A 14,963-nucleotide genomic window follows, 5' to 3' on the forward strand; every position below is an offset into this window, starting at 1 on the left:
GGGACGGTCCACACGATGAAGACGGACACCGCGAGCCTGACGATCTCGGATGTCGGGCGCATCCAGCGCCGGACCGTCTGGGTGCTCTCGATCGGGCAGATCCTGGGCGGACTCGCGTTCGGCGCCACGGTCTCGCTCGGCGCGGTGCTCGCCGCCGAGCTGTCGGGCGACGAGGCGTTCTCCGGTCTCGCCGCGGCGGCGATCACCCTCGGCACCGCCGCCCTCGCCGTGCCGTTCGCCGCGTTCGCGCGGGTTCGAGGGCGCCGCCCCTCGCTCGCGCTCGGCATGGCGATCGCACTCGTCGGTGTCATCCTCGTCGTGTTCAGCGTCGCGGTGGGCTCGTTCCCGCTGCTGCTCCTCGCGTTCGGGCTCGTCGGAGCAGGGCAGGCCGTCAACCTGCAGACGCGCTTCGCCGCCGCCGACCTCGCGACCGATGCGACGCGCGGGCGCGACCTGTCGCTCGTCGTGTGGGCGACGACGATCGGCGCGGTGCTCGGACCGAATCTCACGGGGCCGGGCGAGGACCTCGGCCGGCTCCTCGGCATGCCGCCCCTCACGGGGCCGTACCTGTTCACGATCGTCGCCCAGCTCCTCGGCATCGCGCTGTACGTGATCGCGCTGCGTCCCGACCCGCTCATCCTCGCGCAGCGCCTCGTCGCTCGCGACGCCGGCAAGACCGCACGTGCGATCGCCAAGCCCGACCAGCCCCTCGTCGCGCGGTACGCGATCTTCGCGATCGCCGCCGCGCACGGCACGATGGTCTCGGTCATGGCGATGACGCCCGTGCACCTGCTGCACCACGGCGCCTCGCTCACCGTCATCGGAACGACGATCAGCCTGCACATCGCCGGCATGTTCGCGCTGTCGCCGGTGTTCGGCATCCTCGCCGACCGCCTCGGGCGTGTGCCCACGATCCTCGTCGGTCAGGCGCTGCTCATCGCGGCGCTGCTGACAGCGTCGTTCGGCGAGGCGTCCACCACCGCGGTCACGGTCGCCCTCGTGCTCCTAGGCCTCGGCTGGAGTGCGTCGACCGTCGCCGGCTCGACACTGCTCACCGAGGCATCCGCCGAAGAGCTGCGCACCCGGCGGCAGGGCCGCAGCGACCTCATCATGAGCCTCGTCGGAGCCGTCGGCGCGATCGGCTCGGGCGTCGTCCTGTCGTGGATCGGCTACGCCGGGCTCGCGCTCGTCGCCGGCCTCCTCGTGGTCGCGACGATCGCCCTGTCGCCGCTGGGGCGCCGCCCGTCGTCAGCGACCGAGAGCGGCGAGGGCGATCTCGACGTCGAGGTCGTCGTTGAACACGTGGAACGCGACGCGGGCGCGCCCGGCTCGTCCTGACGCGGTGATCCCCGCGGCGGTGAGGCGCGCGAGATCGCAGCCGTCGGGGTCATCCCACGTGACGATCGCGCTCGCGATCTCGGGGATCTCGAGCCCGAGCCCCCGGCGGAAGTTCGCCGCGAGCCCCGTGGTGTAGTCGTGCACCGCGTCGAGGTCGGCCGCCGCGAACACCTCGAGCGCCGGCTCGGCCCCGACGAACGCCTGCCACGCGGGCGACACGTCGAAGCGCGTCGCGTCCTCGGCGAGGGCCACGTCGTGGCCGTAACACGACGTCCACGGGTCGGCGCCGGCGTACCAGCCGGCGAACAGCGCGGGCAGCTGGCGCTCGAACTCCTGCGAGAGGGCGAGGAACGCGACGCCGCGCGGCGCGCATAGCCACTTGTACGTGTGGCACACGAGAGCGTCGAATCCGGATGCCTCGACCGGCAGCCACCCGACCGCCTGCGTCGCATCGCAGAACGTGCGGGCGCCGTGGCGAGCCGCCGCCGCGCGGATGGCCCGCTCGTCGGCCACCTCGCCGGTCGCGGACTGCACGAGTGAGAACACGACCATGCCGGTGTCCGCCGTCACGGAGTCCGCGAGCTCGCGCAGTGGAACGGCACGCACGCGAAGCCCCTGCGGTGCGTGGACGAACGGGAGGAGCAGAGAGGCGAAGTCGCCTTCGACGCACAGCACCTCGCCGCCGGCGGGGACGGATGCCGCGACCAGCGCCGCGAAGACAGAGGTCTGCGAGCCGATGGCGACTCGGGTCGGGGAGACGCCGACGAGTGCGGCGAAGTGCGCGCGCGAGCGCTCGGCGGCCGCCGAGTAGCCCGCGACGTCGACGCGGCCGCGGGCTGCGGCATCCGCGTCGGCGATGATCGCGGCGTGCGCCGCGCGCGGCGGCAGCCCCGCCGTGCAGGCGGCGAGGTAGCCGCGACCTCCCGCGAACCGCTCCTGGACGTCGGCGACGCTCAGGCCACGCCGCGGCGCATCGTCGCGAGCGGGACGGGCGAGGAGAAGTGCCTGGACCATGGGGTCGAGTCTGGTCCTGGCCGTTCCATTCGTCTACAGCAGGTATTCGATGCAAAACATCACGTGGCCTTATGATCGAATTATGACCGACACGACCATCGATCCGTTCGACGCCGACGGACTCGGTCTCGACGTGCAATCGCTGCGGCTGGTCAAAGCCGTCGCCGACGAGGGGTCGATCACCGGCGCCGCTGCCGTGCTGGGCTACAGCCAGCCCGCGATCAGCCAGCACCTCAAACGCCTCGAGACTCGCCTCGGGGTGCCGCTCGTCGAGCGCGTCGGCCGCAGCGTGCGCCTCACCGAGGCGGGGCGGGTGCTCGCACGGCACGCGCCCGCGGTCACGACGGCCCTCGATGCGGCGGCGGGTGAGCTCGCGCAGCTGCGCGGCGGTCGCACGGGCCGGGTGCGGCTCGTCTCGTTCCCGTCGGCGTCGCCGACCGTCGTCCCGCGCCTGCTGCGCGAGCTCGCGGCGACGAATCCCGGCATCCAGGTCACGTACGTCGAGGCCGAGCCGCCCGAGGCGGTCGAGGCCGTGCGCGAGGACCGCGCCGACCTCGCACTCACGTTCAGCTACCCCGGTGACCGCGACGATCCGCACGGGGCGAGCGCACGCGGACTTTCGGTGCGTACGGCCGGGCACGACGACATGCTCGCGGTGCTGCCGCTGGAGCATCCGGCCGCTCAGCACGACGACTTCGACGTCGCGACCCTCGCGTCCGAGAACTGGATCGCCGGATGCCCGCGGTGCCGGGGGCACTTGATGGAGCTGTGCGGACGCGCGGGGTTCGAGCCGCGCATCACGTTCGAGACAGACAACTTCGTCGCGGTCGAGGGGCTCGTGGCGCAGGGGATCGGTGTCGCGACGCTTCCTCGCCTCGCGGTCGAGGCGTTCCCGAAGCTGGGCGGTGTCGTGACCCGGCCGCTCCCGGTAGGCGAGCGTCGCACGCTTCACCTCGTGACGGCGCACGGCGCGGAGCGAGTGCCATCGATCCGGGCGGCGCTCGACACGATGCTGCACGTGCTGCCGACGGTGCTCACCGGCAGGGGCGCCGACGGTTAGTCGACTAAAATCGATCGAATGGCCTCCACCCCCGATCCCCGCACCACGACCGCGACCGGCGCCGACGTGCGCGTGCGCTTCTGCCCGTCGCCGACGGGGCTGCCGCACGTGGGTCTCATCCGCACCGTCCTCTACAACTGGGCGTACGCGCGCCACAACGGCGGCAAGCTGATCTTCCGCATCGAAGACACGGATGCCGCGCGCGACAGCGAGGAGAGCTACCTCCAGTTGCTCGAGGCGCTCACCTGGCTGCAGATCGACTGGGACGAGGGCGTCGAGGTCGGCGGGCCGCACGCTCCGTACCGCCAGTCGGAGCGGCATGAGATCTACCGCGAGGTGCTCGGCAAGCTCATCGCGACCGGCGCCGTGTACGAGAGCTACTCGACCGCTGAGGAGATCGACGCCCGCAACGAGGCGAACGGCCGCGCCAAGCAGCTCGGCTACGACAACTACGACCGCCACCTGACCGACGAGCAGAAGGCGGCGTTCCGCGCCGAGGGCCGCGAGCCCGCGTGGCGTCTGCGCGTGCCCGACGAAGACCTCACGTACGTCGACCTCATCCGCGGCGAGGTGACGTTCCCGGCGGGCTCGTTCCCCGACTTCGTGCTCGTGCGCGCCGGGGGAGTGCCGCTCTACCCGTTCGTGAACCCGGTCGACGACGCGCTCATGGGCATCACGCACGTCATCCGCGGCGAAGACCTCATGCCCTCGACGGCCCGGCAGCTCGCGCTCTACAGCGCGCTCATCGACGCCAGCATCACGACGTTCGTGCCGCGCTTCGGGCACATGCCGCTCGTGCTCGGCGAGACGGGCAACAAGAAGCTGTCCAAGCGCGACCCGAAGGCCGACCTGTTCCTCCAGCGCGAGAAGGGCTTCATCCACGAGGGCCTACTGAACTACCTCGCGCTGCTCGGCTGGTCGATCGCTTCCGACCGCGATGTCTTCACGCTCGACGAGCTCATCGCCGCGTTCGACATCGCCGACGTGAACCCGAACCCGGCGCGCTTCGATCAGAAGAAGGCCGAGGCGATCAACGGGGACCACATCCGGATGCTGCAGCCCGCCGACTTCGCGGAGCGGATCGTCCCCTACCTGGCATCCGCCGGGCTCGTCGCCGAGAGCCCGACGCCAGAGCAGAAGACGCTCATCGCGGCATCCGCCCCGCTCGTGCAGGAGCGCGTGCAACTGCTCGGCGAGGTGCCGGGCCTTCTCGGGTTCCTGTTCACGGACTCGATCACGTACGCCGAGGACGCCCTGAAGTCGCTCCCCGAGAACGCCGCCGAGGTCGCGGTCGCGTCCGTTTCGGCGCTCGAGCTCATCCCGGAGTCGGAGTTCACGGCCGCGTCCGTGCAGGCGGCGCTCGCCGGCGCGCTCGTCGAGGGACTCGGGCTCAAGCCGCGCGTCGCGTACGGCCCGCTGCGCGTCGCGTTGACCGGACGCCGCGTCTCGCCGCCGCTGTTCGAGTCGATGGAGCTGCTCGGCAAGGGCGAGACGCTCCGTCGCCTCGCGGCGTTCGTCGACCACCGCGGCTGACGACGCGCGCGGGATCCGCTCGGTTTGGAGCAGGGGTGCCGGTCGTCTAGACTTGATCCTCGGCACGACCCCGGTCGAGACCGGTGGGGTATGGTGTAATTGGCAACACGGCTGATTCTGGTTCAGTTGTTCTTGGTTCGAGTCCAGGTACCCCAGCCATACGAACGTTACTCGAACCATGGTCAAATGAACTGGCCATGGAACGAACTGAACTCCCCTCTTGCGAGAGGGGAGTTCTTGTTTTTCCACCGCTGCGCTGCCGCGTAACGGCCAGCTCGGCGCTGATCTCGCGGATCCGGGCGTTGACGACTTGACGGTCGCCCGTGACGCGAATGCGGTCGGGTTCGACGCGCAGGGGCTCGGCGCTGCGCTGGCAGTGCCGCGGATGACCCCCCGCTACTCCGCTGCGCGGGTCGAAGCCGCTGCTGGGATCGCGCTCGAATCCCGGGTCCGGTCTCCGCGATACGCGCATCTGCGACCGATCCTGGAGTCGGGCCAGGACCAGACCGGCAGACGGCTACCGAGGTTCGAACCGTCGGCTTAGGAGGAACCTGCCGGGTATGTCCGCGGCGCCGACTACTACGGGCGGGCTTGCGTTACCCGAACGCGGACCTCCGCCGCGTCGACATGCTCGAACAGCGCGGCCTTACGACCCAACGCGCTCAGAGCAGCCGCCGCCGGTCGCCGCCCTCCGCGCGCGTCAGCGCGCCGCGGCGGACGCCCCCGACCGTGCCGCCTTGAGCGACCGTGCGATCCCCTCCTCGTACGAGGTCGGCACGAGCCCGAGCTCGCGCTCGATCGCGCTCGAGTCGAACACATAGTCGCTCGTGTTCTGGTACGACAGCTCAAGCGTCTCGCGCGCCGTCGGCACGAACAGTCCGCCGAGGCGCACCGTGAATCGCGACATGGTGCGCACGGGGCGCGCACCACCCGTTGCCAGGAGCATGAGCTGTTCGCCCGTGAGGGCCGGCGTTGCGGTCGGCGCATGCCAGGTGCGGCCCTGCGCCGCGGGGGTCGTGCCGACGAGCGCGAGCGCCTCCCCGAGGTCCGGAACGAACGTCATCGAGTGCCGATGGCTCGCGTCGAACATCCACACCGGCGGCTTTCCGGCCACCACGTTGTCGATCACAAACGTGTTGAACACGCTCGTAGCCACACCGGGTCCGTAGAAGTCGGCGGACCGCACGATCGTGGCACCGAAACCGCCGTCGGTGGCCGACTGCAGCATCCGGATCAGCTCCAGACGCAGACGGCCCTTTCCGGTCGTGGGTCGATAGGGAGTCTGTTCGGTCATCGGGCCGTCGACCTGGCCATATGGATAGACGTTGTCGAGAAACACCAGGTGCGCGCCGGAGTCGCGCGCGGCGGCGATCGTGTTGCGCATGACGACCGGCCACTGCGCGCGCCATGCCTTCGTGGAGTACGGCAGCCCGGCTGCCAGGTACACGACGCTGGCACGATCGACGGCAGCCCTCGTCTGCGCGAGATCCAGCAGATTGGCGACCGCAGAGCGAGCACCGGAAGGAGCTGCGGATGTGCGACTCACCGAGACGACATCGAGCCCTTTTGCGATGAGCGCGGCAACGGTGGCGCGACCGGCCGAACCGTTGCCACCGAGCACGACATGAGTATTCACGTGGATTCCTTTCTCCGGTCCTGTTTTGTGTTCGAGACGAAAGACGTCTCGTGTTCCTGAGCGAGCCTGCGCAGGCCCGCGATGAGGCTGTCGCCCATCACCGTGCCGACCACCATCGCCTCGACGACGTGATCGGGTCGGTCGAGGCCGGCCAGCAGAGCGAGGTCGGCCTGGGCGATGCGCTCGGCCGCGTCGGCATAGGCGGCCAGATAGTCGTCACCGACGTGCGCCGAGATCGCGTCGAACGCATCGAGCGCCCGCGCGGCGGTGTCGAGACCTGGGTTGCCGCCCGACGTGTGCCAGCCCTTCGCCAAAACGACCTCGTCAACTCGGTCTCGGGATGCCGCCGAGCCGGGCGGGCGGCCCGCGTCGAGCGCATGTTGCACCGCCGCGAACGCGTAGACGAGGTCATGGTGCGAGTCGAGCACGCCCAGCACGTCTCGTGCAGCGCTGATGGTGAGACCGCCGGTGGTGAGCAACGCGCGCACGAGCCTCGCCCGTTGCACGTGCGCCTCGTCGTAGTCGGTGCGGTTGGCGCCGAGTCGCTCGCCCTCCGGCACGAGGCCTTCACGGATGTAGTACTTCCACGTCGCAGTGGTCACACCGACTGCTGCGGCCGCTTCACCGATTCTCACTTACTGATAGTATCACTATCGATAGTGATACTACCAGCAAGGATCAGCGCGAGGCCGTGGCGCGGCGGAACGAGCGCCCGGTGGCGGTGCCGTCGATCTCGGCTTGAGCGTCGCGGACCATACCGATCCACCGTTCATCTGACAGACCCGCGGTTGACGAGTTCGTTCGGGTCTGCGCCACGGTCAGACAGCTCGTCGACGTCGGTTGGACGGGCGTCGGGCCGCTTCTTTGGCGACCCGGGCGAGTAGCTGTTGCAGCCGCTGCTCTGTGACGGGCGGGTATGGTGCTCGTGTAGCGGTGACCCCCGCGGAGGTAGTCACGGGTTAGCCGAGGTCGAAGAATCCGTCGAACCCGCTGTCTGCGTCGGGACCGGCGAAAGCGTCTTGCGCGCCCGAGTCGGGCGCCTCGTCTCCTGTGGCCGAGTCACCGACCGGGCTCCATGCTTGCCACGCCAAGGTCGTCAACGCGAACGTGCAAAACAACTCGTAGGCGAGAAAGGTCGCCAGCGTGTTGTTGTCCAAGCCCGCGCGAGGGTCGTCGCCGGGTGCACCGTGGGGGTCGTACAGGACCTTCCTCATAGTCCCCGGGTTATGGCGCTCCGCCCTCGTTGCGGCGGCCGCCAAGCTCGCGGCACTGGCGTCATGCGGCCTGGCGGCGTCGCCGATCGCTATGTCGTTGAGCCTGTGGAAGATCGTCCCGCGCTGTTCGGTGGTGAGTCGTTCGAAGGTCTCATAGTGGATCTTCTCGACCGTTTCCGGGGGCGCGGTGGCGAGCATCCGTTCATACTCTACGATTGCGACGCTGGAGGCACTCTCGCCGGGCGGGTTTTGCTCTGTTGCGGTGTCCCGATTGCGGCCAAAGAGCCAGTCAAAAGCGCCCATCGTGCGCTCCTTTCGTGTGAGTCACCCGAACGTGAAGCAGTAGGCGGCCGCCGCGGGCGCAAAGAACTCGATCTCGAACCGGTGTGAGGCGAACAAGTTGGGCTGGCGGATGAGCTGGTGTGCGTCGTGGTGCCGCAGGACGCCGTGGCCGTAACTGTCGACGTGACCTCCAGCGGCTTTGCCCGGCGGGTTGCCGTCGAGCGTCACAGCGAACGGTATTGGGGCGCCCGAGGAACCAGGTCCCATGACGAGGTTGACGTCTCGGGAGTGAAACTCGAAGGCGATACGAGCGCCCGCGCCGCCGGCGATGATCGCCTCGCCTGTGTCAGTCCACGTCCCCTCGAGATCCCAGGAGTTGAGTGTTAGGACGCTCTGGCCGCTGTACTCGTACGCGACGCCCGGGGGAGCGACGCCCGCTCGCACGAAGCCGTTGGCACGCGTTAACCCGAGGTAGGTTTCCGGCGACCGTTGAGACCGCCAGTCCGCGGCAACTTCAAGTCCGCTTGACGAGGGTTCGACGAGGCGGGTATCGAGCATGTCCGCCCCTGCTTCCAAGAGCAGTCGCTGCAGCACCATCTCGGTTTGCGCGTACTCGCCTTCGCCGAAGTGGTGGTGCCGGAGGCGACCATTCGCGTCGGCGATGTACAGAGCGGGCCAGAACCGGTTGCTGAACGCTTGCCAGACCTGGAAGTCGCTGTCGAGCGCGATGGGGTAGCTGACGTCGAGGTTTCGGGCAGCACGCGTGACGTTGTCGGTTTCTCGTTCGAAGCTGAACTCGGGACTGTGGACGCCGACGGTGAGGAGCCCGTCGGCCTCGTACTTGGCGTGCCATTCGCGGAGGTAGGGGAGGGTGCGGATCCAGTTCACGCAGGTGTAAGTCCAGAAGTCGACGAGGACGACGTGCCCGCGCATGTCGGCGGCGGTGAGTGGCTCGGAGTTAAGCCAACCCGATGCTCCGTCCAGAGGTGCGAGCGGCCCCTCGTCGGGCAGCGTGCCCGCGTCGCCGGTCAGCCAGTGGGCGATGGTGCTGATGATTCGATTGCGTTGAGGACCTGGCGCCGTGGGTTCGACTGAAGAGGTGGGTTCAGCGCTCATGGGGTGGTCTCTCCAGTCCGGATTGGTCGAGAGCAGGTCTGCGGTCGACGGGCACGCTGCCCTGCGCGAGCTTGAGCCGCGTCCACACGGCCATGTTGATGACGACGGCCGCGATTTCGGCTATCTCGGCGGGGGAGAAGTGTCGCGTCAGCTCTTCGTGGCGTGATGCGAACACGGCGGTGTCGTACAGCGTGAGGCTCTCGCAGTACGCCAGTGCCGCCTTGTCTCGAGGGGTGAAGGAAGCGCTGTCCTGCCAGGCCGCAAGGTGGGCGATGAGGAACGGGGGGATCCCGATGTCGTGGGCGACCCGGGTGTGCAGGATGAGGCAATACGCGCACGGGTTGAGCTGCGCCACGCGAAGGCGGAGCAGCTCTGCCAGTTGGCGGTCGAGGATCAGTTCGGCGGTGTACCCGAATCGTGCTGCCATTGCGAGGGCGAGCGGGTAGAGGGCGGAGTCGTCCGGATGAAAGCGGATGTCCTCAAACGTGACGTCGCCGCTAGTCCCAGCAGGTGAGTGATCCATAACCGATGCCTGCACCCTGGCTTACTTGGTGCTCTCGGGATGCGGGTCGCCGATGTGTCCGGGGGCGGACGCGAGAACTCGCCGAACGAATCCGTCATACTCCTCCATGTAGTGGCGGAGGAAGTCGGCCGTACGGGCGTCGCTTACCGAGCCGTCCTGGCCGAAGTGATCGGAGTCGAAGATGATGTACGCCTCTGGCGCGTTCAGCTGTGGCGCGTCGAGGAAGCTCAGCACGCTCCGCATCGAGGCTTGCATGACCGCGGTCCCGATGTGTCCGGGCGAGGCGCCGATGATGCCGGTGGGCTTCATGGCGAAGGAGTTCGAACCCCAGGGTCGCGAGCCCCAATCGATGGCGTTCTTGAGCGCGCCGGGGATGGAGCGGTTGAACTCCGGAGAGACGAACAGGATGCCGTCCGAGGCGTCGATTGCCTGCTTGAGCACGCGGGCCGGAGCCGGGAAGTCCGCGTCGTAGTCCTGGCTATAGAGGGGCAGGTTGCGGATCTCGATCTCAGTGAAGGTGAGGTCCGGCGGAGAGAGGGTGATCAGCGCTTTCGAGAGGATCCTGTTGATGGAGGTGCTCGACAAGCTCCCTACGAAGAACCCGATGTTGTAGGTGGACATCGGTGGGCTCCAATCTGTTCACGTTAGGGGAAGTGCCGCGGCCAGCGACCGGACCCGCGTGCGGGCTGGCCGCAGCACTCCTGCAATGCGTTTGTTGTGTTGGTGACGGCAGTCACCCGACGGTGATGATGGTCTTGCCACGGCCGCCCTTCCCTGGGGCGAATGCCGCCGCTGCCTCGGCGAGTGGGCGGACCGCCCCCACTCGTGGTCGGAGCCTGCCCTCCTGCACTTGCCGAGCGAGTTCGGCCAGTTCTGGGCGGTTCGGCTCGACCACGAAGTAGAGGGCGATGCCGTTCTCCGGCTGTCGCGGCGGCGGGGCGGGAATCGTGACGATGCGGCCGCCATCGCGGAGGACGCTGAGTGAGCGTTGGAAGATCTCGCCACCGAGAACGTCGAAGACGAGGTCCGCCTCACCGACCTTCTCGAGCTCGTCGCTCTGCAAGTCGACGAACTCGTGCGCTCCCATCTCCAGGACTGCCGCGCGGTCCCCTGCCCGTCCAGTCCCGATGACCCTAGCGCCAGCTTGGTGCGCGAGCTGTACCGCGGTGGATCCGACTGCCCCGGCGGCGCCGTGGATGATGGCCACCTGCCCGGCTTCGAGCCGTCCGTGTTGAAACAGTCCTTGCCAGGATGTGAGCCCGGAGATCGCGAGGGCTGCACCGTCCACATAGCTGACGTTGGCTGGCAGGGGTGCGAGGTTGCGGGCTTCCACCGCGGTGTACTCGGCCAGAGATCCGTTGCGTGTCCAGTCGGTCAGTCCGAACACCCGCTGCCCGACGGTGAGCCCGGTTGTGCCGTATCCGAGTTCGTGGACGACGCCGGCCAGCTCATGCCCCGGGATGCTGGGCGTCCGGTCCCGGCCGGCTCGGTCGGTCCAGGTGCCCGGCCAGGTCAGTTCCCCGGTGGTGAAGCCGGCAGCCTGCACCCGGACGATGACGTCATTCTCGGCGGCGTGGGGGTAGTCCACGTCGCCGTATGTCATCGCTTCGACGCCGATGCCCTGCTCCGCGACAGTGATCGCCTTCATGAGGCATCTCATCCTCGGAGGGGACGGAACGCAGCTCGGACCTCGGAGGCGAACAGCGCAGGCCGCTCCCACGCGGCAAAGTGGCCGCCCTCTTCAACCGCGTTGTAGTAGGCGACGCCGGGGTAGGCGACTTCGACCCAGCTCTCAGGCGCAGCCCAGATCTCGCCAGGGAACGCAGTGAAGCCGACGGGGACAGCCACCGGGGGAGGAGCCTGGCCGGAAGCGCCGGCCGCGGCGAGGAACCGGCCGAACTCCCAATACCAGCGGGCCGCGGATGCGCCGCTCCCTTGCAGCCAGTACAGCGTGATGTTGTCCAGGATGTTGTCACGGGTGAGGTTGCCCACCGGATCCTGCTCGACGAAAGCGCGGGACATCTTGTAGTAGCTGTCGGTGTCGTGGTCGAGCATCCACGCGGCCAGGCCCACGGGAGAGTCGAGCAAGGAATAGCCGATGGTCTGCGGTCTGGTGGTCTGTTCGAGGAAGTACCCGTAGCCGTCCGAGGTGAAAGTCGCGAGGGCTTCGTGGGCGGCACGTTCTTGCTCGGTGGCGGACGGCAGGTGGTCTTTGAGTGCGATGGCCAGCGCGAGCAGGTTCACGTGGATGCCGCGAAGTCCCGCTGGGGCCTGCCGGCCCATCGCGTCGGTGACAGCCGCGCCTACGTCGCCGCCTTGCGCGACGTACTCGGTGTAGCCGAGGCGGTCCATCAACTGCGCCCACGCGTGGGCGATGGGTCCGTTCTCCCAGCCCAGTTCGGTCGGCTCGCCCGAGAAGCCGTAGCCGGGAAGGGACGGGAGGACCACGTGGAAGGCGTCCTCAGCGCTGCCCCCGTAGACGGTGGGGTTGGTGAGCGGGTCGATGACGTCCAGCAGCTCGATCACCGACCCGGGCCAGCCGTGGGTCATGATGAGCGGCATCGCGTTCTCATGCGGAGAGCGGACGTGGATGAAGTGGATGTCGATGCCGTCGATCTCGGTCATGTACTGCGGCATGGCGTTGAGCCGGGCTTCGACTCGCCGCCAGTCGTACTCGGTGGCCCAGTACTTGGCGAGGGCTCTGAGGGTGGCGAGTTGCACGCCCTGTGAGCGGTCGTCGACGAGTTCGCGTGAGGGCCAGCGGGTGGCGTCGATTCGGGCGCGGAGGTCGGCGAGGTCGGCTTCGGGGATGTCGATCTGGAAGGGCCGCAGGCCGACTTCGGCTTCAGCGGAGATGACCATGACAGTGTCCGTTCTGTTCGGGACGATTTGTGGATTGGGTTGAGGGGACTGGTGCGGTGATGCGGGTGTTCATGGGCTCCAATCGGCGTCGAGCGCGGTGCGCACGTCCCAGTAGAGGACCGATGCCCCCCAGGAAGCGGACCACAGGATGATGTCGAAGTTGGCCGCCTCCCAGGAGGAGCCGGTGGGTCTGCCCGCGCGGAGGTCAAGTTGCCCGTGCAGGCCGGCGGAGGGGTCGGCGAACCGCTTGTCGACGACGCTCCAGAACCCGGCCAAAACGACGCTTGAAAACTAGGCCACCCGGACCAGATTGGGTGGGTGATCTCCTTGGAAGATTGGGCGTTGATCAGGCGGCTTGTCGCGGACGGTGTTCCGCAGCGTCAGGTTGCTCGAGATCTCGGTATCGCGCGGGACACGGTCGCGGCGGCGGTGCGGTCTGACCGGCCGCCGAGGTATCAGCGGCCGCTGCAGCCGACGTCGTTCTCGCCGTTCGAGGCGAGAGTCAGAGCGTTGCTGGCGGAGCATCCGTCGATGCCGGCGACGGTGATCGCGGAGCGGCTTGAGTGGTCGGGGTCGATCACCTGGTTCCGGGAGAACGTGCGTCGGCTGCGGCCGGAGCACCGCCCGGTCGATCCCGCTGATCGGCTCAGTTGGGCAGCGGGTGATGCGGCGCAGTGCGACCTGTGGTTCCCGCCCCGGAAGATCCCGCTCGAGGACGGCACGGCGGTGCTGCTGCCGGTGTTGGTGATCGTCGCGGCGCATTCGAGGTTCGTGACCGCGAGGATGATCCCGACGCGCAAGACGGAGGATCTGCTGCTCGGGTCGTGGGAGCTGATCCAGCAACTAGGGGCGGTGCCGCGACGGCTGATCTGGGACAACGAGCCCGGCATCGGTCAGAAGGGGCGGCTCGCGCAAGGCGTCGCCGCATTCGCGGGGACCCTCGCGGCGAAGGTCGTGCAGCTGCGCCCCTTCGACCCGGAGTCGAAGGGGATCGTCGAGCGGCGCAACGGCTGGTTCGAGACCTCGTTCATGCCCGGCCGGGCCTTCGCCTCACCGGCGGACTTCAACGCCCAGCTCGCCGACTGGCTGGAGAACGCGAACGGCAGGGTCGTGCGGACCCTCAAGGCACGTCCGGTCGATCTGATCGAGCACGACCGCTCGAGGATGCTGCCGTTGCCGCCGATCCCGTTGCAGCTGGGCTGGCGGGAACGGGTCAGGCTCGGCCGGGACTATTACGTCCGCCTCGATGCGTCCGACTACTCCGTCGACCCGCAAGCGATCGGCCGCATCGTTGACGTGACCGCAGACCTGGACCGCGTCCGAGTCAGGATGGATGGGCGCGTCGTCGCCGACCACGCCCGGGTCTGGGCGCGCGGAAGCATCGTCACGGACCCGGCTCATGTCGAGACGGCGCGACGGTTGCGGCAGCAGTTCCAGCAGCCCCGCCCTGCCGTCGTCGGAGACGACCTCACCAGGGATCTCGCTGACTACGACCGCGCCTTCGGGATCGAGGGAGTCGCCTGATGGCCGCCAAGCAGACCGACGCCGTCAAGCAGATCACCTATCTCGCCGGAGCGCTGAAAGCACCGAGGATCACTGAAGCGGCCGGCCGGATGGCCACCCAAGCACGGGACGCGGGCTGGTCGTTCGAGGACTACCTCGCCGCCGTCCTCGAACGCGAAGTCTCAGCGCGGAACGCGTCTGGCGCGGAGCTGCGGATCAAAGCCGCCGGGTTCCCCGCCCGGAAGACTCTCGAGGACTTCGACTGGGACGCTCAGCCGGCAGCCCGTCAGCAGATCGCCGGACTCGCCTCCGGAGGGTTCCTCCTCGAGGCGCAGAACGTCGTCCTGCTCGGCCCGCCCGGAACCGGCAAGACTCATCTCGCGACCGCTCTCGGGATCGTTGCCGCGAGGCACGGGCACCGGGTGTTGTTCGCGACCGCGACGGACTGGGTCACCCGTCTCACCGACGCTCACCGGCAGGGCCGGCTCCCGCAGGAACTCGCCCGGCTACGACGCTACGGGCTGATCATCGTCGACGAAGTCGGCTACCTCCCGTTCGAGCAAGACGCCGCAAACCTCTTCTTCCAGCTCGTCTCATCCCGCTACGAACACGCCTCATTGATCCTCACCAGCAACCTGCCGTTCTCTGGCTGGGGCGGCGTCTTCGGAGACCAAGCCGTCGCCGCCGCGATGATCGACCGGATCGTCCACCACGCCGACGTGCTCACGCTGAAGGGCGCCAGTTACCGGCTCCGCGGACGAGGCATCGACAGCCTCCCCAGCATCAAGACGCAAGATCCGGCAGACTGACGAAACGACGAATCGGTGGCCTAGTTTTCGCCCGTCGTTTTGGCCTGGTTCTCAACCGTCGCCGACACCGCTC

The 14,963-nt window shown here is 68.4% G+C and carries 15 protein-coding genes and 1 tRNA gene; 6 read left to right on the forward strand and 10 right to left on the reverse strand.

What is annotated here, in order from left to right:
• Nucleotides 1-15: 15 nt before the first annotated feature.
• Complete coding sequence (locus BJ991_RS10430) at nucleotides 16-1,338, forward strand: MFS transporter (protein WP_179489764.1); 1,323 nt, start codon at nucleotides 16-18, stop codon at nucleotides 1,336-1,338.
• Here BJ991_RS10430 and BJ991_RS10435 read toward each other — a convergent pair.
• A complete protein-coding gene (locus BJ991_RS10435) occupies nucleotides 1,249-2,352 on the reverse strand; it encodes an aminotransferase class V-fold PLP-dependent enzyme (protein WP_179489766.1) in 1,104 nt (367 codons plus the stop codon). The genes BJ991_RS10430 and BJ991_RS10435 overlap by 90 nt on opposite strands.
• Before the next feature lie 82 nt (nucleotides 2,353-2,434).
• Between BJ991_RS10435 and BJ991_RS10440 the strand changes: the two genes are divergently transcribed.
• The 3 genes from BJ991_RS10440 to BJ991_RS10450 all read left to right on the forward strand — a co-directional run bounded on the left by BJ991_RS10440 (nucleotide 2,435) and on the right by BJ991_RS10450 (nucleotide 5,104).
• Complete coding sequence (locus BJ991_RS10440; RefSeq protein ID WP_179489768.1) at nucleotides 2,435-3,412, forward strand: LysR family transcriptional regulator; 978 nt, start codon at nucleotides 2,435-2,437, stop codon at nucleotides 3,410-3,412.
• Between the two features lie 18 nt (nucleotides 3,413-3,430).
• A complete protein-coding gene (gltX, locus tag BJ991_RS10445) occupies nucleotides 3,431-4,945 on the forward strand; it encodes a glutamate--tRNA ligase (RefSeq protein WP_179489770.1) in 1,515 nt (504 codons plus the stop codon).
• Nucleotides 4,946-5,029: 84 nt separating this feature from the next.
• A tRNA-Gln gene (locus BJ991_RS10450) sits at nucleotides 5,030-5,104 on the forward strand.
• A gap of 541 nt (nucleotides 5,105-5,645) precedes the next feature.
• Here the strand turns inward: BJ991_RS10450 and BJ991_RS10455 are convergent.
• The 9 genes from BJ991_RS10455 to BJ991_RS10495 form a co-directional block, all read right to left on the reverse strand.
• A complete protein-coding gene (locus BJ991_RS10455) occupies nucleotides 5,646-6,581 on the reverse strand; it encodes an NAD-dependent epimerase/dehydratase family protein (RefSeq protein WP_179489772.1) in 936 nt (311 codons plus the stop codon).
• Nucleotides 6,578-7,216 (reverse strand): MerR family transcriptional regulator, encoded by a 639-nt coding sequence (locus BJ991_RS10460; protein ID WP_179489774.1) that lies wholly within the window; start codon nucleotides 7,214-7,216, stop codon nucleotides 6,578-6,580. The genes BJ991_RS10455 and BJ991_RS10460 overlap by 4 nt, the downstream gene beginning before the upstream one ends.
• Nucleotides 7,217-7,540: 324 nt before the next feature.
• Entirely contained in the window at nucleotides 7,541-8,098 is a 558-nt protein-coding gene (locus tag BJ991_RS10465) for a hypothetical protein (RefSeq protein WP_179489776.1), read from the reverse strand.
• 21 nt (nucleotides 8,099-8,119) lie between these two features.
• Nucleotides 8,120-9,193 (reverse strand): redoxin domain-containing protein, encoded by a 1,074-nt coding sequence (locus BJ991_RS10470; protein ID WP_179489777.1) that lies wholly within the window; start codon nucleotides 9,191-9,193, stop codon nucleotides 8,120-8,122.
• A complete protein-coding gene (locus BJ991_RS10475) occupies nucleotides 9,183-9,731 on the reverse strand; it encodes a carboxymuconolactone decarboxylase family protein (protein WP_218852926.1) in 549 nt (182 codons plus the stop codon). Before BJ991_RS10475 ends, BJ991_RS10470 begins: the two co-directional genes overlap by 11 nt.
• 6 nt (nucleotides 9,732-9,737) lie before the next feature.
• Nucleotides 9,738-10,337 (reverse strand): NADPH-dependent FMN reductase, encoded by a 600-nt coding sequence (locus tag BJ991_RS10480; RefSeq protein ID WP_179489778.1) that lies wholly within the window; start codon nucleotides 10,335-10,337, stop codon nucleotides 9,738-9,740.
• Between the two features lie 112 nt (nucleotides 10,338-10,449).
• Nucleotides 10,450-11,364 (reverse strand): NADP-dependent oxidoreductase, encoded by a 915-nt coding sequence (locus BJ991_RS10485; RefSeq protein WP_179489779.1) that lies wholly within the window; start codon nucleotides 11,362-11,364, stop codon nucleotides 10,450-10,452.
• An 8-nt stretch (nucleotides 11,365-11,372) separates the two neighbouring features.
• On the reverse strand, nucleotides 11,373-12,578 hold the full coding sequence (locus tag BJ991_RS10490; protein WP_179489780.1) for an epoxide hydrolase family protein: 1,206 nt from the start codon (nucleotides 12,576-12,578) through the stop codon (nucleotides 11,373-11,375).
• Nucleotides 12,579-12,647: 69 nt separating this feature from the next.
• Nucleotides 12,648-12,854, reverse strand: coding sequence for a hypothetical protein (locus BJ991_RS10495; RefSeq protein ID WP_179489781.1), 207 nt, complete (start codon nucleotides 12,852-12,854; stop codon nucleotides 12,648-12,650).
• Nucleotides 12,855-12,896: 42 nt separating this feature from the next.
• Between BJ991_RS10495 and istA the strand changes: the two genes are divergently transcribed.
• Together istA and istB are read left to right on the forward strand one after the other, a co-directional pair.
• Nucleotides 12,897-14,102: an IS21 family transposase gene (gene istA, locus BJ991_RS10500; RefSeq protein ID WP_179487033.1), complete on the forward strand. Its 1,206-nt coding sequence runs from the start codon at nucleotides 12,897-12,899 to the stop codon at nucleotides 14,100-14,102.
• Nucleotides 14,102-14,890 carry an IS21-like element helper ATPase IstB gene (istB, locus tag BJ991_RS10505; protein ID WP_179487034.1) on the forward strand — a complete coding sequence of 263 codons (789 nt, stop codon included), beginning with the start codon at nucleotides 14,102-14,104 and terminating at the stop codon, nucleotides 14,888-14,890. The genes istA and istB overlap by 1 nt, the downstream gene beginning before the upstream one ends.
• Nucleotides 14,891-14,963: the final 73 nt, after the last annotated feature.

Source organism: Microbacterium immunditiarum (assembly GCF_013409785.1).
Lineage (GTDB): Bacteria > Actinomycetota > Actinomycetes > Actinomycetales > Microbacteriaceae > Microbacterium > Microbacterium immunditiarum.

Coding starts and splice junctions, on each gene's coding strand:
- BJ991_RS10430 (WP_179489764.1), top strand. CDS start 16: ATGAAGACGGACACCGCGAGCCTGACGATCTCGGATGTCGGGCGCATC.
- BJ991_RS10435 (WP_179489766.1), bottom strand. CDS start 2,352: ATGGTCCAGGCACTTCTCCTCGCCCGTCCCGCTCGCGACGATGCGCCG.
- BJ991_RS10440 (WP_179489768.1), top strand. CDS start 2,435: ATGACCGACACGACCATCGATCCGTTCGACGCCGACGGACTCGGTCTC.
- gltX (WP_179489770.1), top strand. CDS start 3,431: ATGGCCTCCACCCCCGATCCCCGCACCACGACCGCGACCGGCGCCGAC.
- BJ991_RS10465 (WP_179489776.1), bottom strand. CDS start 8,098: ATGGGCGCTTTTGACTGGCTCTTTGGCCGCAATCGGGACACCGCAACA.
- BJ991_RS10470 (WP_179489777.1), bottom strand. CDS start 9,193: ATGAGCGCTGAACCCACCTCTTCAGTCGAACCCACGGCGCCAGGTCCT.
- BJ991_RS10480 (WP_179489778.1), bottom strand. CDS start 10,337: ATGTCCACCTACAACATCGGGTTCTTCGTAGGGAGCTTGTCGAGCACC.
- BJ991_RS10485 (WP_179489779.1), bottom strand. CDS start 11,364: ATGAAGGCGATCACTGTCGCGGAGCAGGGCATCGGCGTCGAAGCGATG.
- BJ991_RS10490 (WP_179489780.1), bottom strand. CDS start 12,578: ATGGTCATCTCCGCTGAAGCCGAAGTCGGCCTGCGGCCCTTCCAGATC.
- istB (WP_179487034.1), top strand. CDS start 14,102: ATGGCCGCCAAGCAGACCGACGCCGTCAAGCAGATCACCTATCTCGCC.